Genomic DNA, 20915 nt, shown 5'->3' with positions numbered 1-20915 from the left:
CATGATTATTTTGATTTTATTTATCGGCGCCGTATTATTTGCAACAACGATGATTTTTGCGCAACCGAGTGGTCGAAAGACGTTGTTGGTGACGTTAGGACTTGTGTTGACGGTCGGTAGTGCGGGTGCGATGATTTTGAACTACAACCAGCACTTAGGCTCAAGCGAGTGACGGTAACGCGGCACTATCCGTTGGCATCAAGTCAACCAAAGGCTGGTCGGGTTTTACTGGTGAAGCCCCTCGGAACCGCCGGACGAGAACCCGTTTACCTTTACCGCACTAATCCGTTGGCGAAGCAGTTAACGAAAACCAATCCGGCTAAGGGCAGTGCTAAGGTGATTCGAAATGCCGCTCAGACCCGGTTGACGGTGAAGACCACTACCTGGGTTTACCGCAATGAAGAATTGCGCTTACTGTTTGACGTTGGGATGCCCAACCATGAATTTGCTGGGAAACAGTGGCAGTTTGAACTGAAGTCCGGTTGGCGAGTAGCGACGCTTCGATAACCGGATTTGTCGGGCTGAATCGGGCGTAGTTTGAAGAATATGACGGTAGAGTCGTGAATTTGAGGTAATTTCGTGTATAATGGCAACAAATAACTGCCGCAATGAGAGGACGAAAAACATGGATACAGTATTTGATGTCTTAAAAATGGTTTCCGTAAACCACCACGGAATCGTGGGTGAGCAACTTGTGATCACGGATGTCAGTGGCAAGCCCAACGGCCTGTTAACGGATCTGTTGCGAGATACGCTTGGTAATATGCGCTTATTCATCGATATGGAAAAGGTCTTCTCGGCAGATGATGTGCTGAGTGCGCTGGGTGAATGTACGCCACTACCAGACGATGTTTTGGACGAATACGCTAAAATCTTAAAGGAACGCGTGTTGGGCTTAAACATCGCCCCACAAAAAAATCAGGTCGAGATTTTGGTTCGCTAAACCAACCAATCGGGTTAAACCTGAAAATGACTTCACACTAATTTCACAGAAGACCTTCATCTCTGTAAAAATACTGGTAGCGCTTTATACCGCATACGAGATAGTGATGAGAACTTCTAATGAAAACAGATAAATTAGCGTTTTTGAGCGTTTTATAGTTGCACTTTTCGGAATTACCTGTTATTGTAATGGTAATGTATTTATGCTTCGGAATTAAGGTACAACGTTCTTTTTAGAATGGCTCCTTATTCAAAAGTTTCAAATGCAAAATTTATTTGCGCATAGCGCATGGAGGTTTCATTCTAATGGAACAAGGTACTGTTAAATGGTTCAACGCTGACAAAGGTTACGGTTTTATCACTCTTGAAAACGGCTCAGATGTATTCGTACATTTCTCAGCTATCAACGCTGACGGCTTCAAGACTCTTGAAGAAGGCCAAAAGGTAACTTTGGACGTTGAAGACGGCGACCGCGGCCCACAAGCTGCTAACGTTACTGTTGCTTAATTCTTAATTAAGCCTAAAAACGATTCGACTAGTGATAGTCGAATCGTTTTTTTGCGTATAAATGATTAACTTGTCGCTAACCTTTAATCAGGTAGTGCCCGTACAGGGAGCCTCAGTGTATTTTTTCAGAAATATTGTGAGGCCGCAGTGTGCACCGCACTATTGCGTCACATGCCCCGTGTTCTTATAGTCGATGGCCCATGTTTCTAACGCTTCAATGACTGGGATAAACCGCTGACCAATATCGGTTAATGAATATTCGACCTTGGGTGGGACCACTTTGTAAACTTCACGGTGTACCAAGCCAAATTTTTCTAAGGCACGGAGTTCTTTTGTTAAGTTCGCTTGGGTTACTTGTGGCATTTTTCTACTTAGTTCCCCAAAACGCAGGTTGAATCACGTAAATAGAAGATAACGACCATCGCCCATTTACCATGAATAATTTGCTGAACGTCTGCTATTGGACAATCTAAAATATTTGATTGATCGTATTCTTGTTTCATGCGCGTCCTCTTCCTTTACTATCAAAAAAGATAGTATCTATTAAAAATTAACGTACTTATTATTTTATATGATACCGAATATACTGATGGGTGTAAAGAAACTGCAGGAGGATGAACGATGAAAATTACAATTTTTGGTGCGTCTGGTGGTATTGGCCAACACGCAGTTAAACATGCCTTGAATGCGGGGTATGAAGTCAATGCATTTGTACGACATCCAGAAAAAGTCCAAGTGGTCAATGATCGACTACATGTGATTCAAGGATCAATCGATAATTACACTGAAGTGAGTGCAGCGATAGCGGGGAGCGACGCAGTTGTCTGGTGTGTTGGTATTCCCATGGGGAGATACGATGGCTATCCTTCATTGGATGGCCATCGGGTATTATTAAGAGCAATGAAAGCCCAAAATATCTCCCGTCTAGTTGATTGGGGCACCCCTAGCATCCATTTTGAGAAGGATACAAAGTCATTCATCACGGTGGTTCCGGGGCTAATTGCTGGAATTACACTCCGACATGCTAAAGAGGAAATGCAAAAAATTGGGGACCTGTTACAAGAGTCAGATGTGGATTTCACTTTGGTCCGGTTTATGGCACCCAAGAATACGGTCTATACTGGCGAAGTTAAGGTTGGATTTGGGGACGTAAAAATGAAGCTTGCCATTTCAAGAGAAGATATTGGTGCGTTTATGATTGATCAGATTCAGAGTGATCAGTACCTACGTTCTATGCCTATCATCGGAAGCTAATCAACTTAGGTGGCAATAATGACTTTCAACGCTGTCTAGCGGATAACCGTAAGCAGACACAACAGTTATTTTTTGTTAGAAAGTGGGTATATGGATCTAAGAACTACCAGCTTTCGACGGGGGAAGCTGTCTCTTTTAAATTTATGCCACACACATATGGAAGTAAAAACAAATCAAAAGCTTGGGTTGTGGGCGTATTCGAAAGGAGATGCCTATCGGGATATCCGCGTAGTATTAACTGACTCGAAGGATCACTTACTTGAAGATACCAAAATCGCACCCAACACTTACGCTGAACACAAACGACAGCAAAAAGTGACCGAATCTCGCTTTATAAGATTCGGTCACTTTTCCTATTAACACCAACTACGATTCAGCCGGCGTTAAGTAATTTTCCAACGCAGTCTGGCCAATTGTCAGTAACCAACAGAAGAACCAGTAAATTGCGGCAATCATGATGTAGATCGACATGTAATCTTGATGCGCGCCGGCAACAATCTTGGCCTGCATGAACATTTCGCTGACGGTGATCATGGCAGCCAGTGACGTGCTCTTAAACAAGTCCAACAAGATGTTCCCCAGCGCTGGAATCGCGATTCGAAACGCTTGTGGAAACACGATGGCACGCACGACCTGCGAATAACTCATCCCAACAGAGTAGGCGGCTTCCCACTGACCACGGTCAACGGCGAGAAACGATGACCGAAAGACTTCGGAGATGAAGGCGCTACAGTTGATGGTAAATGCAATCGTGGCTGCTGGCAGGGCCTCGGTATTAAAGCCAAAGTAGATAATAAATAAAATAACCAGCATCGGAATGCCCCGCATCGCCGAGATAAACGCCCGAGCCGCCCAGTGGAGCGGGCGAAAGTGACTCAATTGGGCGAGGGTCAGGAACAGACCCAAAATCATGGCTAAGATGAAACTGATGGCCGTTAACCCCAGTGACATAGGAAAACCAGTCAGAATCTGAGGAATCGACGAGAACGCCAGTGGCGCGTTAAAAAAATTGGGAATCGATAGAAATTTTAAAATCGACATCTAATCGCCTGATCTACCGTTTAACGGTGAAGTTTTTCGAAATTTTGACGTTTGGTTGTTTGGAAACATCGGCGCCATAGAACTTTTCAGAGATCTTCTTTAAGGTGCCGTCCTTCTTAAGTTCGGCAAGGGCCTTGTTGACTTGCTTCTCCAACTTGGTGTTACCGTGCTTCATGAGGATCCCGACGCCAGAGCCGTCTTCGTTAGTGGTGAAGTACATGTTGCTCAATAACTTCAACCCACTGTGTGGCGTAGCAGCTAAGGCTAATTTTTGCAGGTAGTAGTCATTCATAATCATATCAGTTTTGCCGTTCTTAACGTCCTTAAGGTAAACGTCATTTGACACGTTATCGTAGTTGACTAACTTGGCACCGAGTTGCTTAGCAAGTGCCTGGTAACTTGTCCCAGCTTCACCAGCAGACCGCTTACCTTTGATGTCAGCCCATGAGTGAATCCCAGAGTCATCCTTTGACCGAACCATGATACTGTTAAAGGAGTGCTTATAAGGAGTGGAGAGGGTGAATTCCTTCTTACGAGCGGGTGAAATGCCGAAATCATTGGCAGCCATGTCGGCCTTGCCAGTCTTAACCGCCGTCAATTGACCATCAACGTTCATTTCCTTAAAGGTGACTTTGCGGCCAAGTTTTTTGCCAACGGCTTTAACGATTTGAACGTCAAAACCAGTTAACTTATTCGTCTTCTCATCGTGATACGATGTCGGGTACAGCGTCCCGGATGTCGCAACGACGAGGGGCTTTTTAGTGGCTGAGGAAGACGACTTCGAGCCACACCCCGTTAAAATAAGACCAAATACTAATGCCAAACCAAATAATTTAAACCAACCTAAGTGCCGTGCTTTCATGAAAATAAACTCCCTTTCCAACAACAAGAATAACTCCAGTATACGGCCTTGAAAGCGCTTAAGCAAGTGACTATACTGACATTAAGTAAGTTATTAATTGAACAATTCAGTCGTATTTTCAATTTAGTTACATTCGTTTAAATTAATTATCATGATTAGATTTTCAACGATAATTATTGATAGATTTCATCGAGTGGGTGAGTTTAACTATCACCGATTAAAATCAAACTGTGCTAGAATGGTCAAAAATACGTTGATGAAAGGAGATTGGACCCATGGAAACCCTTGTAATCGTTGCCCACCCGCAACTTGAGGATTCAAGTACCCAGCAGTTTTTACGGCAGGCGGCGAAACCATTAGAAAAAGTTGTGTGGCATCCGGTACCAAAAACTAATGAGCTAGATATTATGGCGGAGCAAACCAGCTTACGGCAAGCAGACCGGATCATTTTCCAGTTTCCATTGTACTGGTATAGTGCGCCGGCTAGTTTAAAAATCTGGGAAGATGCAGTACTAACTCGCCATTTTGCGGATCAAGCAGTCGATGGTGCGCTGGTAGGAAAAGAGCTTGGGTTAGTGATTTCGTTAGGGACGCCCGAACGCCACTATGCGGCAGGTCAACCAGAGAATGTCTCGCTCTCTCAGCTAACCGTTCCGTTTCAAGCGTTGGCACACAAGTTAGGAATGACCTTCTTACCCACGTTAGTTGTGGATCAGTTTGGTTACCAGTCCGAAACGGAGAAAATGCAGTTGTTGGTGCGGTACCAACGTTATTTGACGCAAGAATCACTTGGTCATTTTAAGGACGAAGAAGCATGGCTGTTAACTCGCTTTCAGGATTATGTGGCGACGTTACCGGCGGAACAGCAAACGCAGGCGTCATTATTGTTAGATCAGCTGACCGCTAACCAGGATCAACTAGCGGAGCTTCAAGCAACAATCAAAATGATGCAGGATACGGAGGACTTTTAACCATGGCGGATAATTGGACGGCAAACGAGCTTCAAAAACTGGCGACCCAGGCACCGCATTTTCAAGACCGCGCGTTATTGACGGCCTTAGCGGCATTGGCCAAAGAGCAACAACGTCGAATCGACTTAGCATCGGGCGAACTTGATGGCCGAATGTGGAACCCAAGTCAGTGGTGAAATGACCCGAAATTGCAATATTCGGTGAAAATAAAGTGCGTTAGAATGGAACTGAAAACTAATTTATTGGTGGTGAGCAGAGATGTTGGGGTATGCGTTTTTAGCTGCGGCAATCGTGTTTGAAATTGTAAGTAGTTCGCTTTTGAAGGAGGCGGATGGGTTTCACCGAATGTGGCCCACGTGTCTGTTGATTGTGGGGTACACCATCACCCTCTTCTTGTTTGCAAAATCCCTGAAGTGGTTAGATTTAGGCGTGGCGTACGCGTTATGGGGCGCAATTGGCACGTTATTTACCACGATTATCGGGATCTTGTTTTTCAAGGAGCACTTTAGCCGAACCAAAGTGATTGGCGTGGTGTGCATTATGTTGGGCACGGTCATGTTGAATCTACTGTGAGGTGAAGCTGATGGCAAAGTATTACGTTGCGCTGGCGGTGGCCATCGTCAGTGAAATTTTAGGGACGTTATCGTTGAAGTTATCTGCAGGCTTTACACAACTTTGGTGGACCTTGGCGAGCATCGGCTTGTATTTGATTATGCTCTACTGCCTGTCCTATACGATTCGGGTGGTGCCGTTGAGCGTGGCTTACGGTGTCTGGACCGGTGCCGGAACCGTTTTTACTGCCTTGCTTGGTGTGATGGTGTTTCACGAAACGCTATCGATTGGCCAAATTGCGGGCTTGGCGCTGTTAGTCCTCGGCGTGGTCGCGTTAAACCGCTCTGGTGAATCAGAGGAAGAAACCGAGTACGAAGCGTTGCAGATCGAAGATGAGTTTCAGATGGACGAGAAGTTTCGCTAACACAAAGAAGTTTTGGTCCGTTGTTGACAACCGAATCAAAATTCGTTATAGTACCAATAATTAATCAGGAGAGGAATCGGTATGTGTCCAATGAAGACAGTCGCCTAACGTCGAACGTACAGCTTAAACGAACTCAACCTCAGGGGTGGAATCTATCGTCTAAGCGGGTTTCGAATAGGTGACTAAGACATGCCCGGTTCCATAAATTGGACCAGTCTGCCGCCTATTTGCGAATAGGAGGCTTTTTTATGCGCTGTTAAAGGTTTAACGCCAACTCAAAAACCTTTAAAGGAGTGACTGCAATGTCCAATTATCAACTAACTTCATTGACCAAAACCATCGGGGCGCGGACCCTGTATGAGATTTCTAAATTAACGGTGGCGCCACACGACCGAATCGGGTTAGTGGGCCACAACGGCGCGGGGAAGACCACGCTATTTAACCAGCTCTTAACGGAAGAGGCGATTCAACCAGCGGCCCGCATCTGGTTGGTGCCGCAATTAAAACCCACCGCAGAATTGAGTGGTGGCGAACAGGTTCGGCAGTATTTGAACCAAGCCTTCGCGCAAAATCCCGATATTTTACTGCTGGATGAACCAACCGCAAACTTAGACGTTGCCAGTATCGAGTGGTTGGAAAAACGACTCAAGCGGTACCGGGGTGCGTTGATCGTGATCTCCCATGACCGGGACTTCCTGGATCACATGACCACGACCATTTGGGAGTTAAGCGACGAAACGATCCACGTCTATTCGGGTAACTACCACGATTACGAAACGCAAAAGGCACAACAAACCCAGCAACAAGCTGATCAATATCACCAGTACGTTGCGGAAGAAAAACGCTTGAAGCAAACGATTGAAAAGCAACGGCAACGTGCCGAACGGGCAACCCGCGTACCTAAGAGTAAGAAGGGGACTTCCGAGATTCACGGGATGACGCCGTACTTTGAAAAGATGAGTAAGAAACTGTATCAGGTTGCCAAATCAACGGAGAGTCGGTTAGATCAAATGGATGTGGTGAACCGGCCAAAGTTTGAGAAACCCATTAAGATGGCAATTCCAAATGCCACCCAGTTGAAAGGTAATACGGTGTTATCAGTCAACCACCTGACGCTGACTCGTGGTGAGCGAACGCTGCTATCGGATGTTTCGCTGAAGGTTAAGGCGGGCGACCATCTGGCTATCACAGGACCCAACATGGCTGGCAAGACCAGTTTGCTGACCCACTTACTGGATACTGAAGATCCTGCTGTGAAGTGGTCACCGTTGGCGAAACTGGGGTATTTCCAACAAAACTTGGCCAACCTGACTGGTGAGGCGTCGATTTTAGCGAACGTTACGGCCACCAGCGTCCAAAGTGACGAAACGGTGCGATTGATTTTGGCACGACTAGGGTTTGCGGCCAACACTTGGCAGAAACCAGTGAACGTGTTAAGCGGCGGTGAGCGGGTGCGGGTATCATTGGCGAAGCTGATGCTGAGCGATGTCAATGGCCTGATTCTTGACGAACCCACCAACTTCTTGGATATCGAATCGATCAACGCGTTGAGTCAAATGCTGCGTGATTATGAAGGCACGCTGATTCTCGTTTCCCATGACCGCTGGTTTGTGCGGCAGGTTGTGGACAAGTCACTCCAAATTGTGGATAAGACGTTACGCAACCCAGCCGTTCAGGTGAAACAACCGACTAAACGAGATCCAGCGGAACTCTTACAGTTGGAACTCAAGCAAACCGCGTTGATCAACCGCTTGGCGACGAATAGCACACCAGAGCTGGAAGCCGAATATCAGGCCATCACCAAACAGATTAGGGAACTTAAAGCCTAGAAACGGGGAAATGCGGTACAATGGAAACACGCATTAAGAAGGACTGAATAATTAAGATGTTAACGGAAAACGTAACTGAAGAGGCCGCCACCGTCCAACGGGCGATCGAGCGACAACTCCACCACACGCGCAAACAAATTGAAGCACTTGAGAAGGCCGTTCAAAAGGTCGGCGATTACGAAGCATTACAGGTTAAGGGCACGTTGCTTAAAACCTATGCCAGCCAGATTCCCGCTGACCTTGGCTACGTTAAGCTACCGGATTACCGACATGAGGGCTTTGAAATTGGCATTTACATTGATCGGTCAAAATCGTTGATGGCGAATGCTGAGGACTACTTTCACGAGTACCGGCGGGCTAAGCGGGGGTTGGCAACGGTTCAGGAGAACCTGACAGCGGCCAAACAAGCCTTGGCGCAACAAGTTGAGCGGCAAGAAACGCTCGATGTGACGGATGTCCAGCAGGTTGAACAGGTCAAACAACAACTGATTGACGAAGGGGCCATCAAAACCAAGGTCCTGCACTCATCTAAGAAACCAGAGCCTGCACACCCACGGCGGTTTTACACTACTGATGGTGTATTGGTCGAAGTTGGTAAGAGTGATCAGCAAAATGACCACCTGAGCTTAACGGCTAATCCCAACTTCTACTGGATGCACGTGGCGGAACTACCCGGTTCCCACGTGGTGATCCACAGTGATCATCCTAGTGACCGGGACTTGCAGGAAGCGGCTGTTTTGACGGCTACTATAGTAAGGGTCGCAAGCTAGACCGGGTACCGGTTGACGTTCTGCGCGTTCGGCAACTGAGCAAGCCTAAAGGCGCTAAAGCTGGCTTAGTGAACGTTCACGGGAAGTTTCAGACGATCACGGTAACGCCGGATGCTGATTTGGTTGAGGCGCTGAGAGAGCATTAGGGTAAATAAAAAGACTCGCGGTTGCGAGTCTTTTTATTTGCTGTCTCTTGTGTCCAACGTAAGGGTTGAATGTCGGCTGTTTGTCATCGCTTCGCTCGCCAAAGCCGCATGAAAACTGGCGCTCTCAGGCTACAAAATTCGGCGCCGCTTGAACTGTCATTTCTAGGGTTCCTGAAGTTGTAGGAACTTGCCAACCACGCGCTTTCTGGCCACCGCGCCGAATGGTGCTGCGCGAGACTGAGAGCTGCATGTAGGGGCACTTCGATAAAACCGCCAGGCTCGGGCGCTTTCACCGAAGTGCCCCTACACACCGCTCTCAACCCGTCTCGCTCCGCACACTTACGCTGGACACAAGCGACAGCACTATCCCATATTGGCATCCCGATTAAACCGATCAACATCATTCGTATCGCCAACCACCGAAATCAAATCATTGAGCTCGATCACATCGCTAGCCTGCGGTGAAATGTTAACATGCCCGTCCGAAGTAATCGCAATTACGTTAACGTGGTAGCGGTTGCGGACTTCTAGTTCGATTAACGTCTTGCCCACGAATTCAGGGTTGTCCACTTTGACTTCAGCCAGAGTGACGTTATCGTTTAAAATCAAGTAGTTAACGATGTTGGGTTGTAATTGATGAAAGACGATTCGGCGGGCCATGTCGCGTTCAGGACGGACGATTTGGTCGGCACCGATTTTTTCTAGGACCCGAGCATGGCTTTCGTTTTCAGCCTTGCAGATAACGTCTTTGGCGCCAAGCTCCTTAGCCAGCAACGTTGCCATGATGCTGGCTTGAATGTTTTGGCCGATGGAGATGAAGACGTGGTCGAAACTGCCGATGGCAAGATCCTTCAAAGTTTCCTCGTCCGAGGCGTCTGCGATGACCGCTCGGGTGACGAGGTTGGTGAAATCGTTCACCGTTTCTTCATTGATATCGATTGCCAGCACTTCCTGGTTCGCTTCAACGAGTGACTGACAGATGGCCGCGCCGAACTGGCCCAGTCCGATGACGGCGTAGTTTTCCTTTTGACGTCCTTTAGCCAATGAGCACACTCTCCTCTGGATAGCGGTAACCGCGTTGTTTCCGGTCCGCATTTAAAATTGAAAACATGACGGTGTAAAGGCCGACCCGGCCGATGAACATCAGGAACATAATGATGATTTTGCCAAGAAAGGTCAGGTGTGGGGTCAACCCTAACGAGATGCCGGTAGTCCCAAATGCTGCCAGGACCTCAAACGTGACGGTTTCTAGACTACTGCTTTTAGGTAGTGGCTGAGTCGCACATAAAATCAGTGTCGCACCAGCCAAAATAATCAACGCCACAAAAATCAGGGTCAGCGCACGAAAGACGTTGTCCTGCGTAAAGCGCCGATGGCCAAAGGTGGCGTCCCGGCGACCGCGCAACGTCGCGATACTTTGAATCGTCAGTAAACCAACCGTGGTGGTCTTGATCCCACCGGCCGTCGAACCAGGCGTCCCACCAACGAACATCAAAAACATGGTGAAGGCGATCCCCGCAATAGAAAGTTGGTTATAGGGCAAGGTGATCAGCCCGGCGGTTCGCGGCGTGATGGCCATAAACAGGGTGTTCATGAAGCGTTGTCCGACAGAAAGTTTGGGGGCGAGTTGGGCGAGATTTTCTTCCGTTAACAGGTAGACGAGGACCGAGATGCCCATTAACACGGTACCAGTTGTGAGCGCCAGTTTGGTGTGAAGCGATAATCGATGACGCCAAGGATACAGTAATAAGTCTTGCCAGACCAGAAAGCCAAATGATCCGGCAATGATCAGAATGGACATGATACTTAGCAGGTAGGTGTCATTGGCAAATCCTTCAAGGCTGTTACCAAATAGGTCAAAACCGGCGTTACAAAACGCGGAAACGGCGTGAAAGACGCTAAACCAGAGCCCCTTTACCAAGCCAAACCGGGGGTAGAAATCGATAAATAGGAGTCCTGCGCCAGCGACTTGAATAATCAATGAGAGCAGTAAAATTAATTTGATAACGTTAAGTGAGAGAGGTTCTCGAGATTTAAGGATTCTTGGGCTAAAAGTCGGGTGGATAGCCGCATTCGGCGCCGCATGAACAAGAACAACATGACGGTAAAGGTCATGAAGCCCAAACCACCAATCTCCATTAAGAAGAGGATCACGGTTTGGCCAAATGCCGACCAGTGCAGCGCGGTGTTGACCAGCGTCAAGCCAGTCACACAAGTCGCACTAGTTGCGGTGAATAGTGCATCCAACACCGACGTTGCGTGAGCGCCGCGGGTGGCGACCGGCAAACTCAGCAACACGGTGCCAATCAGAATAATCATTAAAAAGCCCAACGTTAAGGTTTTGGGTAGGGATAGCGGGTGACGATGAAATTGAATCAAGTTGCGACCTCCTTGCCGGCAATAGCCAATCGACTTGATTGGTTGCCTGACGTTAGGTTAATTATAGCAAAGATAACGGTTTCTGTACGGAGAATCAGTCGTTGACAAGTCAGCGAAAAACGAGCCTAAGAACGTTGAAACCATGCGGGTTAGCTGTGTTATAATAAGTTCATAATGATTAAACTTAAACCTATGGAGGCCGCACATGCTCATACAACAGGTATCAATTGAAAATGAGGCGACGCTTAAAGACGTTCGAATTGAAGCTGGCAAATTTGTGGCGATTGAAGATCACTTAACCGCTCGGGAAAACGAAGGCATCATCGATGGTCGGGGAAAGCTCTTGCTACCGCCATTTGTGGACCCTCACGTTCACTTGGATTCAACGTTGACTGCTGGTGATCCAGAGTGGAATCAGTCGGGAACGCTGTTTGATGGCATTCGCATCTGGTCGGCTCGCAAGCAAAAGTTGTCCATTGAAGATGTCAAACATCGGGCAATTAAGGCGTTGAAGAAACAAGCTAGCCACGGGACCCAGTTCGTTCGCTCGCACGTTGACGTGACGGATCCTAGTTTGACCGCGTTGAAAGCACTATTGGAAGTTCGGGAAGAAGTGAAGGACTTCATGGAACTGCAGTTGGTGGCCTTTCCACAGGAAGGCATTCTGTCGTTCCCGCACGGTAAGGAATTGATGACCCAAGCGGCCGAAATGGGCGTTGACGCGATTGGTGGGATTCCCCACTTTGAATTTAACCGCGAGTACGGGGTGGAATCACTGCATTTTGTCAGTGATTTAGCCGAAAAATACGGTCGGTTGATCGACGTTCACTGTGATGAAATCGATGACCCAGCGGCTCGGGGACTTGAAACGTTGGCGACGTTGGCCTACGAGACCGGCATGCACGATCAGGTGACAGCCAGCCATACCACGGCGCTAGGCTCTTACAACGATGCTTACGCCTACAAATTATTCCGGCTGTTAAAGATGTCTGAGATCAACATGATCGCCAACCCACTGGTCAACACCTTCTTAGGTGGCCGATTTGATACCTATCCGAAGCGTCGGGGCATGACCCGAGTGAAAGAACTCAACGAAGCCGAGATCAACATCGCCTTTGGTGAGGACGATATCAAGGATCCTTGGTACCCAATGGGGGACGGCAACATGCTGGATCCGTTGCACTTAGGGATTCACGTGGCGCAAACCATGGGCTATGATCAAATCATGAACGCTTACCGGTTTGTGACTTACAATGGGGCCAAAGCGATGCACGTCATGGATCACTACGGGATTGAAGAAGGCAAGGAAGCCAACTGTATCCTGTTGAACCGGAGTAACTTCTACGACGCCTTGAACGAACGGGCAGAAGTGTTGTACTCGATTCACCATGGCCGTGTGATTGTGAAGACGCAGCCGCAGGAAGTGCAGTTGTATTTGGATAAACCACAGCATCAGCAGTGGAGTTAATTAAAAACGGGATCAAACTTGATTAGGTTCTAGAAGATAAAAGCACTCGTGGCTTCCTGGTTTTGGAAGCGGCGAGTGCTTTTGATTATATGTATACGGGCTTTCAAGTAAGATTCCGAAGTTTGAGGCGCTTATCGAGTGGTTCTTGCGATGCGCATTGAGGCAGCGTTTGTTTCGGCTCGGTGTTGGCTTGGGGACTATGGGGAATTTGTGTGTGGTGGAGTTGGGGTTGGTAACCTCTTTTAGGCGACCACGCCGAAATGCGCAAAATAAAGTAAAAGGTTATGTATAAGGGCCTCCCAGTATGACTCCCCAAAATTCGGGGAGTCATACTGGGAGGCCCTTATACGCCACCTTTTAAACGCTTTATTTTGCGCTCTTTTTCTTTGGATGATGTGCTTCCGAAGCCTTCTTCTTCGCCAGTCGTTGCTTATGGATCTCGCGAAGTTGGTCCTTTAAGCCGTCAATTGAATCGGCGTGTTGGGTTTGCCAATCTTTGAAGGACATTGAGGTATCGGAGTCACCAGGTTTTAAGCCGGTTTCTAGCCAAAATAGCGCTTGGCTCAGACTTGAGAAGTTGTACATCCAGAGGGTTTGACCGTTTTCGGAGTCAAACGCAACGTAGGACTTGTAGTGCTTCTTCAAGAAAATATGTTTGCGAATCTTGAACGCTTCCCGTTTACGAGTTAGGCGGTAATCTGGTAGGATAAATTGACCGGTTAACGTTAATTCAGGGAAAAGTTCATTTGCTTGGTTGTGTTGTTCCTTTAATAGGGAACGGGCTTGGTCGATTGTGATCAGTTGGGCGCGGATTTCAGACATCAAATTCCTCCTCTTTGGACGTCGAATCTGGTAGGATGCGGGTTTATTTAGACTGTTTACTCATACCTTTAACTTTAGCATATTCTCACCTAAATTAGAATTGATGTGTATCGAATTTATTGTTAACGTAATAAGTTTTTTCTAAAATATAATAAAATAAATATTGAATCCATCGGAGGAATCGATTTGGGCAAATTTTACGCAGTACGAAAGGGATCAAAACCGGGCATTTATACCGATTGGGAAACGACTAAAGCGCAGGTCAACGGCTTTCCCGGGGCTATCTATAAAGGGTTTAAAACGCGTAGTGAAGCTGATTCATTTATGAGTGGCAGCGCGAAGTCAACGAGTCGGTCGAGTAGAACCAAAACAGCATCACAAACAACGACCCGAACGGAAGGACAGCAGGCTTTTCCGGAACCAGAGATTATCGGTTATACGGATGGTGGTTCTCGTAACACTGGTAACGTCAATGGGGGCCACGTTCGTGATTCGGATAAGGCAGCTTGGGCTTACCGGTTAGAGTTACCAAACGAGATCATCAGTGATTCTGATGGTGAGTGGGGCGCAACGAATAACCGGATGGAAATCATGGCCTTTATGCGGGCGCTGGAAATGTTGATCAAACGTCGCCAGCAACACGCTAAAATTCAATTAGTTTTAGATTCCCAGTACGTCTTGAATGCCGTTACCAAAGGTTGGCTGAAGGGCTGGAAGAAGCGGGGCTGGAAACGCTCAGCTGGTGAGTTAGCCAATGCTGAGTTGTGGCAGAAGGTTGATCAGCTGTTACCGAAGTTTACCCAGCTTGAATTTGCTTGGACCAAGGGGCACGCAACCAATGTCGGGAACGTGTTTGTTGATGAACTGTTGAATAAGACGATGGATCGGATGGTTGCAGATCACCCCGTTGTAGCGCAAAAGCCACGGGTGACGACTAAGCCAAAGGTGAAACGTGCTAACAAGCCCGTTGCGTCAGCTAAAGCAACAACGCCAGCTCAACCGGTGCGATCCACTCAATCAAAACCGACAACGCAACCAGTGTCGAAACCGGATACCCGCCATACCAATATCGATCATTCAGTGGCGGATATTCAAAAAGCACTGGAACAGTTGGACTTGTTTAAGGATTAAATCGTGTTAACTGTGCGGGAAAAGCGCTATTGACTGACATTGAACTGAGGATTATTAGTTGAAACTTTCAACTGATTTCAAATTTAAAAATTAATCTGAAAAATGATTTGATTTCCTTTCTTTTTTGATTGCATATTACCGGTAGTTTATGGCATAATAGCTTGCACACAATTAATTATTTTGAGAGGGTTCACCATGTCAATCACGAAATTTGATGATTTTTTAGCTTATCAACTTACTCAAAATCCTGACTCTAAACGGGATTTTATTGAACAATGTAATCAAATTGAACTTGCAATCGAACAACGCCGAGCAGAACTTCGGTTACGCGACAAAGTACGGATGAAGTCCGAAATGGCCTAAATCAAGTCGTGACACCAGCACGCCAATCGCTTTTCCGGTATGATGACCGGTATTAAGAGAGGAGGCAGTCGGTGTCACTGAACGCATGACTCAAACTTTAACCTGCACACCGACTGATTGCCATGGCACTACCAGATTACGTTGTGTATCCCGCAATTTTTGATGATCAGCATCACGATGGTAACTACACGGTTACGTTCCCCGATGTTCCCGATACGGTCACTCAGGGTGAAACGTTAACAGCGGCGTTCAAAACGCCCCGGATGCGTTGGCAATTGCCCTGCTTGATCGACGGCGCTATCCTCAGGCAACGGATCCCAAAGTTGTTCAGGTTGAACATCCTGATGCCGTTGTGAGTTTAGTTGGCGTCGATATGAAACGAGCACGGCGACGAGCGGATAACCGAACCGTTCGCAAAAACGTGACGGTGCCGATGGATCTCGCGGAGCTTGCCAAGAAGCGCGGAATCAATTTTAGCCGGACGTTGGCGGAAGCGTTAGAATTGAAATTAGAAGATTAGCTTAATAACCAGCGTCACTCAGAGTCGGATCATTTCCGAATGAGTGACGTTTTTTGTTGTGATGTGCCAAAATACCGGCGAATTTTATGTTAAACTATGCAAAAACGGAATAGGTTAGGAGAATCCGAAAAATGGACGTGACGAAGTTAAACACCTTTGTCGACCTTGCGGAAACGTTGAACTATACCCAAACGGCAGCCCGACTGTTTACAACGCAGGCGACGGTATCTAAGCAAATTTTAGCCCTAGAAAAAGAACTCGATACAACGTTAGTGGACCGTTCCCACCGTCAAATCGAACTGACGTGGCTGCAAGTTAGTCTTGCCATACGCGCAAAAAATGGTGGCAACGCAAACCCAAATGATAGCTGCGTTGAGGCGAGAAACGCAGACCCGCAGCATGACGCTGACGATTCGCAGTATTCCGTCCATTTCGCGGTACCGAGCGTTTAACCTCATGTCAGCATTTGCGCAACAGCACCCGGAAGTGGACCTGCATTTTTCGGAAGCGGAAACGGATACGTTACTGCCATCGTTGGCGGATGGCACGAGTGACATTGTGTTCACCCGGTTATTCGAGATCGAGCAAACCGCCTACGACACCTTGATTGGCGAAACGGACCGGTTCGTGGTGGTGTTACCGAAAGCGAACCCGCTAGCGCAAGAAGCCACGTTAACGGTGACCCAGTTAAAGGACCAGTCGTTTCTCTTCTTAAATGAAGTCACTAACTTGTATCGCCCCGTGATGGCGCTATTAAATACCGCTGGCGTCACCCCAAAGGAGCTCTATCGTGGGCAACGGATCGACCTCATCTTGGGGATGATCAACCGGGGCATGGGTGTGTCGATCATGATGGCCCGGTCGCTTGACCTGAGCGATTATCCAGCGGTGACCACGGTACCGTTAACACCGGAACGTCTCAGTCATCTGGCGTTCTTACGATTAAAAAACCACCGGACACCGGCCAGTGATTTATTCTGGGACTTTGTCGTTCATCAGGAACAGTGATCTATTCCATCTTGGAATAATTAAACTGAATAAGCGAATTGTTTCTTGGGTATAAAACTCGCATAATAGACTTATCGAAACGAACGGAGGATGACGACATGACAACGGAACAACCATATGATTTACGAAAAGTGTTGGCAGAGTTGAAGAATGAACCCGGCCAGTATCATGAAACGGATAAGGAAATTGATCCTAACGCTGATTTAGCAGGGGTTTATCGCTACATCGGTGCTGGTGGTACGGTGATGCGGCCAACCCAAGAGGGGCCTGCCATGATGTTTAACAACGTCAAGGGGTTCCCCGGAAGTCGGGTGTTGATCGGTGCCATGGCGTCTCGAAAACGGGTCGGGATGATTTTACATCACGACTACAAGACACTGGGTCACTTATTAAATGACGCCGTGAACCATCCCGTCCAACCCGTTACGGTGAGTCACGAGGAAGCACCAGCCCAAGAAGTTGTCTTGAAGGCCAGTGACCCGGACTTTGATATTCGCAAAATTCTAGCCGCACCAACCAACACGGAACAAGACGCTGGACCATACATCACCATGGGTGTGGTTTACGGGTCAAGTCCTGACAATAAGCAAAGCGATGTGACGATTCACCGGATGGTGTTAGAAGACCGTGATACGATTGGGATGTACATCATGCCTGGCGGTCGGCATTTAGGTGCCTTCTTGAAACAGTATGAAGCGCTGGACAAGCCGATGCCAATTACCATCAATATCGGGTTAGATCCCGCCATTGCGATTGGCGCTACCTTCGAGCCACCGACCACACCACTTGGCTACAACGAACTGCAAGTCGCCGGCGCGCTGCGGAACGAACCGGTTCAACTCGTTCAAGGAACAACGGTCAACCAACTGGGTATCGCGCGTTCTGAATGGATCATTGAAGCCGAGATTTTACCAAATACCCACATGCAAGAAGACATCAACACGAACACCGGCTACGCCATGCCAGAATTTCCTGGTTACGATGGTCCCGCTAACCCAGCCGTTAACGTGGTCAAAATCAAGGCAGTGACCCACCGGAAGGATAACCCAATTGTCCAAACGACCATTGGCCCATCGGAAGAACACGTGTCGATGGCTGGGATTCCAACCGAAGCCTCGATTTTGAGCTTAGTTGACCGCGCCATTCCAGGCAAGGTGCTGAACGTTTACAACGCTCCTGCTGGCGGTGGTAAGTTAATGACCATCATGCAGATCCACAAGGAAGATGAAGCGGATGAAGGGATTCAACGTCAAGCTGCGATTCTCGCCTTTTCAGCCTTTAAGGAACTGAAGACGGTGATCTTAGTGGATGATGATGTGGATATCTTTGATTGGAACGACGTGATGTGGACCATCAACACCCGGTTCCAAGCAAGTCGCGACATCATGGTACTCGAAGGGATGCGTAACCACCCACTGGATCCATCCGAATTACCAGAATACGATCCAGCGCGGATTCGGATTCGGGGGATGAGTTCCAAACTTGTGCTTGATGGTACCGTGCCATTTGATATGAAGGATAAGTTCGAACGGGCACCATTTAAAGAAATGCCAAACTGGCAAGACTATTTGAAATAAGAAGGGAAGTCATTGTGTGAAACGAATCGTTGTTGGCATCACGGGTGCGTCAGGCACCATCTACGGGTTACGCTTGTTGGAGGCGCTTAAAGCAACGCCGGATGTGGAAACGCACTTAGTGATGAGTAAGTGGGCTAAGGAAAACTTGGCCGTTGAACATACCGGTTACACGTTGAAGCAGGTCAACCAACTTGCCGACGTGGTTTACGATGAGCGTGATATGGGCGCGACGATTGCCAGCGGTTCGTTTATGCATGACGGCATGGTGATCGTGCCAGCCAGTATGAAGACTGTGGCATCGATTGCTACCGGCCTCGGCGATACGTTGATTGGTCGGGCTGCTGATGTGACTTTGAAGGAGCGGCGGCCACTGTTGCTGGTGCCACGGGAATCGCCGTTTAACCAGATTCATCTGGAAAATATGTTGAAGCTGTCCAAAATGGGCGTGGAGATCATTCCGCCGATTCCAGCCTTCTATAATAATCCGGAAACGATTGATGATTTGATCAATCACAACACGATGAAGTTGCTGGATCATTTGCACATCGCCAACGACTTTGGTGGTCGCTGGCAGGGATTGAACCAAGCTAAGGCGGCCTTGAAGGATCGTGATCGCGGATGAGTGAAACGTTTGAAGCAAGTCAGGCTGGCGTTCACTTGCAGGCCGTTGTTGAACGGCAGAATCAAGATGTGTTGATTCAGCTGATTGGTGGCGATGTTGCACACTACGGCGTCGTCACTACGGTCAGTCCGACCACTGAGCCGCAGACGATTGCCTTACCCAGTCGGCCGGGTCACCACCATCAAGAGGGTGTTTTGACTGAACGGATGGCCAAGCAGTTAAAGCCGATTTTGCAAAGCAACGCCATCATCGTGAGCGGGGTTCATGTCAATTACATTAAACCTGAACAGATGCGTGCTATGGGGCCGTTAGTTGCTGAACTATCTGAAAAAATTGGTCAGTGGTTAACCGCTCATCCACGAGAAAAAGTGGTTGAACATTTTTCAAAATAAGTGAATTAAAAACGCGGTTCCAGAAATCCTCAATCAGAGAGTTTCTGGAACCGCGTTTTGATTACCCATGATGCTTCTTAAACCGTGAATCAACTTCCTTACTCCAGAAGCCGCCGGACATCTGGGTGGGTTCGTTGACCATAATAAAGGCATCGGGAGAGAGTTCCTTGATCAGTGACATTAATCGGTGATCAGCCTTTCTGGGTGCTAAAATGTTGAGAATCAAGCGCGAACCATTGCGCCCATAACCCCAAGTTTCAGTGACCCCGTAACCGTGATTGCGAATCATTTCAGGGAGTTGTTTGTTGTGCTCGTATTTTGGATCATCATTATCAATGTTTAACGTTACCTGAAAGTTAACGTAGCCCATCGCCACGTGATCTTCAATCAGGATGCCAAGGTAAATGCCGATCCCAAAGCCAATCGTGTAGGCTGCCACGTTAACGGGTGAATCAATATTCTTCAATGCAATCGCCAACGCGATCACGTAGACTAATTCCTCAAGAACGGCCAGCAACGGCGCCCACAATCGCTGACGCCGGACCATCAACATCGTTCGAAACGTATTCAACGTAATATACACCGCATTCAGCACAAAAATTGTCAGTGCTAGTTTCAAAATGCAATCGCCTCTTTCTGAAAGTTGTCTAACACCTTCCAGTGTAGTCAGTTTGAAAACCCGATGAAAGCATTCCGGCTTCGAATACGTGAAGTCGGTGCATTATCGCATAGCTGTCGCTTGTGTCCAGCGTAAGCATATTGTGGTTTAGTTTGTGAAGTGCGGTGATTGGCTTGAACTGTCGATTCCGGTCAGCGACTAGGTTCCTGCTGTGGGGCCGGTCTGAGCCAAAGAGCGGTCTCAGACCTCGAATTGAAACCTCGCCAAAAACCATGCGAGTTTTCAATTCGTCCCCGATAATTGGCGGTTGTTGGAAGTTCGTCAACAACCACCAATTATCGCGACACAGCTTCCACCTAGTCGCTGACCGGAATCTTACATTGGTGTAATTCGGTACTATTGTAGACCATCTCAAACGCTTAACTGGACAATCGCAATAACACGATAAACGCAGAATTGATCATCAGTCACCGTTTCATAATCACGATGGATCAACATCGATGCGACCTAAATGTCAACGTAACCGTACTAAGTACACGCAAACGTGACGCACGACTGGCAGATTTAGCGTTACACAATCGTTAATTCGCTGTGGTTACTGAACATTGACCGCTATCGTTTCTTACGGTCGTTGAGTTATCATTGAACGTTGTGGTTATGCAGTTTTGTCAACTTCAGCGTGTTGCAGTTAGCGGTTAAGTTTCCGACAGCACACC

26 protein-coding genes and 2 pseudogenes are annotated in these 20915 nt (G+C 47.7%); 21 read left to right on the top strand and 7 right to left on the bottom strand.

Annotated features, from left to right (window positions below; genetic code table 11):
* Position 1: 1 nt before the first annotated feature.
* The 4 genes from JCM2765_RS17185 (at position 2) to JCM2765_RS10090 (ending at position 1449) form a co-directional block, all read left to right on the top strand.
* A complete protein-coding gene (locus JCM2765_RS17185) occupies positions 2-172 on the top strand; it encodes a hypothetical protein (protein WP_156301759.1) in 171 nt (56 codons plus the stop codon).
* A gap of 20 nt (positions 173-192) precedes the next feature.
* Complete coding sequence (locus tag JCM2765_RS10100) at positions 193-507, top strand: DUF4811 domain-containing protein (RefSeq protein ID WP_162231413.1); 315 nt, start codon at positions 193-195, stop codon at positions 505-507.
* Positions 508-625: 118 nt separating this feature from the next.
* Positions 626-943 (top strand): hypothetical protein, encoded by a 318-nt coding sequence (locus tag JCM2765_RS10095; RefSeq protein ID WP_054736492.1) that lies wholly within the window; start codon positions 626-628, stop codon positions 941-943.
* A 305-nt stretch (positions 944-1248) separates the two neighbouring features.
* Positions 1249-1449 carry a cold-shock protein gene (locus JCM2765_RS10090; RefSeq protein ID WP_054736490.1) on the top strand — a complete coding sequence of 67 codons (201 nt, stop codon included), beginning with the start codon at positions 1249-1251 and terminating at the stop codon, positions 1447-1449.
* Positions 1450-1608: 159 nt separating this feature from the next.
* On the opposite strand, the pseudogene JCM2765_RS10085 reads toward JCM2765_RS10090, so the two are convergent.
* A pseudogene (locus JCM2765_RS10085) lies at positions 1609-1952 on the bottom strand (winged helix-turn-helix transcriptional regulator).
* A 118-nt stretch (positions 1953-2070) separates the two neighbouring features.
* Between JCM2765_RS10085 and JCM2765_RS10080 the strand changes: the two are divergent.
* On the top strand, positions 2071-2703 hold the full coding sequence (locus tag JCM2765_RS10080) for an NAD(P)-dependent oxidoreductase (protein ID WP_054736489.1): 633 nt from the start codon (positions 2071-2073) through the stop codon (positions 2701-2703).
* 366 nt (positions 2704-3069) lie between these two features.
* On the opposite strand, the gene JCM2765_RS10075 is transcribed toward JCM2765_RS10080, so the two are convergent.
* Both JCM2765_RS10075 and JCM2765_RS10070 read right to left on the bottom strand, forming a co-directional pair.
* Positions 3070-3744 (bottom strand): amino acid ABC transporter permease, encoded by a 675-nt coding sequence (locus tag JCM2765_RS10075; RefSeq protein WP_054736488.1) that lies wholly within the window; start codon positions 3742-3744, stop codon positions 3070-3072.
* 13 nt (positions 3745-3757) lie between these two features.
* Positions 3758-4606, bottom strand: a complete 849-nt coding sequence (locus tag JCM2765_RS10070; RefSeq protein WP_054736487.1) for a transporter substrate-binding domain-containing protein — start codon at positions 4604-4606, stop codon at positions 3758-3760.
* 275 nt (positions 4607-4881) lie between these two features.
* Between JCM2765_RS10070 and JCM2765_RS10065 the strand changes: the two genes are divergently transcribed.
* The 6 genes from JCM2765_RS10065 (at position 4882) to JCM2765_RS10045 (ending at position 9152) form a co-directional block, all read left to right on the top strand.
* Positions 4882-5577: an NAD(P)H-dependent oxidoreductase gene (locus tag JCM2765_RS10065; RefSeq protein WP_054736486.1), complete on the top strand. Its 696-nt coding sequence runs from the start codon at positions 4882-4884 to the stop codon at positions 5575-5577.
* 2 nt (positions 5578-5579) lie between these two features.
* The gene (locus JCM2765_RS17180) at positions 5580-5753 is read left to right on the top strand and encodes a hypothetical protein (protein ID WP_156301758.1); all 174 of its coding nucleotides are present in this window, start codon (positions 5580-5582) and stop codon (positions 5751-5753) included.
* 82 nt (positions 5754-5835) lie between these two features.
* The gene (locus tag JCM2765_RS10060) at positions 5836-6150 is read left to right on the top strand and encodes a DMT family transporter (protein ID WP_082405083.1); all 315 of its coding nucleotides are present in this window, start codon (positions 5836-5838) and stop codon (positions 6148-6150) included.
* 10 nt (positions 6151-6160) lie between these two features.
* Entirely contained in the window at positions 6161-6553 is a 393-nt protein-coding gene (locus JCM2765_RS10055; protein ID WP_054736485.1) for a DMT family transporter, read from the top strand.
* Positions 6554-6855: 302 nt separating this feature from the next.
* Positions 6856-8382, top strand: coding sequence for a ribosomal protection-like ABC-F family protein (gene abc-f / locus JCM2765_RS10050; RefSeq protein WP_054736484.1), 1527 nt, complete (start codon positions 6856-6858; stop codon positions 8380-8382).
* Positions 8383-8438: 56 nt separating this feature from the next.
* Entirely contained in the window at positions 8439-9152 is a 714-nt protein-coding gene (locus tag JCM2765_RS10045; RefSeq protein WP_225352063.1) for an NFACT family protein, read from the top strand.
* A gap of 509 nt (positions 9153-9661) precedes the next feature.
* On the opposite strand, the gene JCM2765_RS10040 is transcribed toward JCM2765_RS10045, so the two are convergent.
* The gene (locus tag JCM2765_RS10040; RefSeq protein ID WP_054736482.1) at positions 9662-10342 is read right to left on the bottom strand and encodes a potassium channel family protein; all 681 of its coding nucleotides are present in this window, start codon (positions 10340-10342) and stop codon (positions 9662-9664) included.
* Positions 10335-11617, bottom strand: a pseudogene (locus tag JCM2765_RS10035) (TrkH family potassium uptake protein). Before JCM2765_RS10035 ends, JCM2765_RS10040 begins: the two are co-directional and overlap by 8 nt.
* Before the next feature lie 265 nt (positions 11618-11882).
* On the opposite strand from JCM2765_RS10035, the gene codA reads away from it, so the two are divergent.
* Positions 11883-13145 (top strand): cytosine deaminase, encoded by a 1263-nt coding sequence (gene codA, locus JCM2765_RS10030; RefSeq protein WP_054736480.1) that lies wholly within the window; start codon positions 11883-11885, stop codon positions 13143-13145.
* A 366-nt stretch (positions 13146-13511) separates the two neighbouring features.
* Here the strand turns inward: codA and JCM2765_RS10025 are convergent, their stop codons facing one another.
* Positions 13512-13967, bottom strand: coding sequence for a hypothetical protein (locus JCM2765_RS10025; RefSeq protein ID WP_054736478.1), 456 nt, complete (start codon positions 13965-13967; stop codon positions 13512-13514).
* 186 nt (positions 13968-14153) lie between these two features.
* Between JCM2765_RS10025 and JCM2765_RS10020 the strand changes: the two genes are divergently transcribed.
* The 9 genes from JCM2765_RS10020 (at position 14154) to lpdD (ending at position 19580) form a co-directional block, all read left to right on the top strand.
* The gene (locus JCM2765_RS10020) at positions 14154-15098 is read left to right on the top strand and encodes a ribonuclease H family protein (protein WP_225352062.1); all 945 of its coding nucleotides are present in this window, start codon (positions 14154-14156) and stop codon (positions 15096-15098) included.
* A gap of 195 nt (positions 15099-15293) precedes the next feature.
* A complete protein-coding gene (locus tag JCM2765_RS17175; RefSeq protein ID WP_156301756.1) occupies positions 15294-15461 on the top strand; it encodes a hypothetical protein in 168 nt (55 codons plus the stop codon).
* A gap of 122 nt (positions 15462-15583) precedes the next feature.
* Complete coding sequence (locus tag JCM2765_RS18210; RefSeq protein ID WP_225352061.1) at positions 15584-15817, top strand: type II toxin-antitoxin system HicB family antitoxin; 234 nt, start codon at positions 15584-15586, stop codon at positions 15815-15817.
* A gap of 17 nt (positions 15818-15834) precedes the next feature.
* Positions 15835-15981, top strand: a complete 147-nt coding sequence (locus JCM2765_RS18205) for a type II toxin-antitoxin system CcdA family antitoxin (RefSeq protein ID WP_225352060.1) — start codon at positions 15835-15837, stop codon at positions 15979-15981.
* Between the two features lie 131 nt (positions 15982-16112).
* Positions 16113-16433 (top strand): LysR family transcriptional regulator, encoded by a 321-nt coding sequence (locus tag JCM2765_RS10010; protein WP_054736471.1) that lies wholly within the window; start codon positions 16113-16115, stop codon positions 16431-16433.
* On the top strand, positions 16381-16989 hold the full coding sequence (locus tag JCM2765_RS10005) for a LysR family transcriptional regulator substrate-binding protein (protein ID WP_162231412.1): 609 nt from the start codon (positions 16381-16383) through the stop codon (positions 16987-16989). Before JCM2765_RS10010 ends, JCM2765_RS10005 begins: the two co-directional genes overlap by 53 nt.
* Before the next feature lie 98 nt (positions 16990-17087).
* Positions 17088-18566 carry a UbiD family decarboxylase gene (locus tag JCM2765_RS10000; protein ID WP_054736467.1) on the top strand — a complete coding sequence of 493 codons (1479 nt, stop codon included), beginning with the start codon at positions 17088-17090 and terminating at the stop codon, positions 18564-18566.
* Positions 18567-18582: 16 nt separating this feature from the next.
* Positions 18583-19188: a UbiX family flavin prenyltransferase gene (locus tag JCM2765_RS09995; RefSeq protein WP_054736465.1), complete on the top strand. Its 606-nt coding sequence runs from the start codon at positions 18583-18585 to the stop codon at positions 19186-19188.
* The gene (lpdD, locus tag JCM2765_RS09990; protein ID WP_054736464.1) at positions 19185-19580 is read left to right on the top strand and encodes a prenylated flavin chaperone LpdD; all 396 of its coding nucleotides are present in this window, start codon (positions 19185-19187) and stop codon (positions 19578-19580) included. Before JCM2765_RS09995 ends, lpdD begins: the two co-directional genes overlap by 4 nt.
* Positions 19581-19641: 61 nt before the next feature.
* Here the strand turns inward: lpdD and JCM2765_RS09985 are convergent, their stop codons facing one another.
* Positions 19642-20199 carry a DUF2179 domain-containing protein gene (locus JCM2765_RS09985; RefSeq protein ID WP_054736462.1) on the bottom strand — a complete coding sequence of 186 codons (558 nt, stop codon included), beginning with the start codon at positions 20197-20199 and terminating at the stop codon, positions 19642-19644.
* Positions 20200-20915 lie beyond the last annotated feature (716 nt).

Source organism: Secundilactobacillus similis DSM 23365 = JCM 2765 (assembly GCF_001311075.1).
GTDB lineage: Bacteria > Bacillota > Bacilli > Lactobacillales > Lactobacillaceae > Secundilactobacillus > Secundilactobacillus similis.
This window is presented reverse-complemented; position numbering and strand designations above follow the sequence as displayed.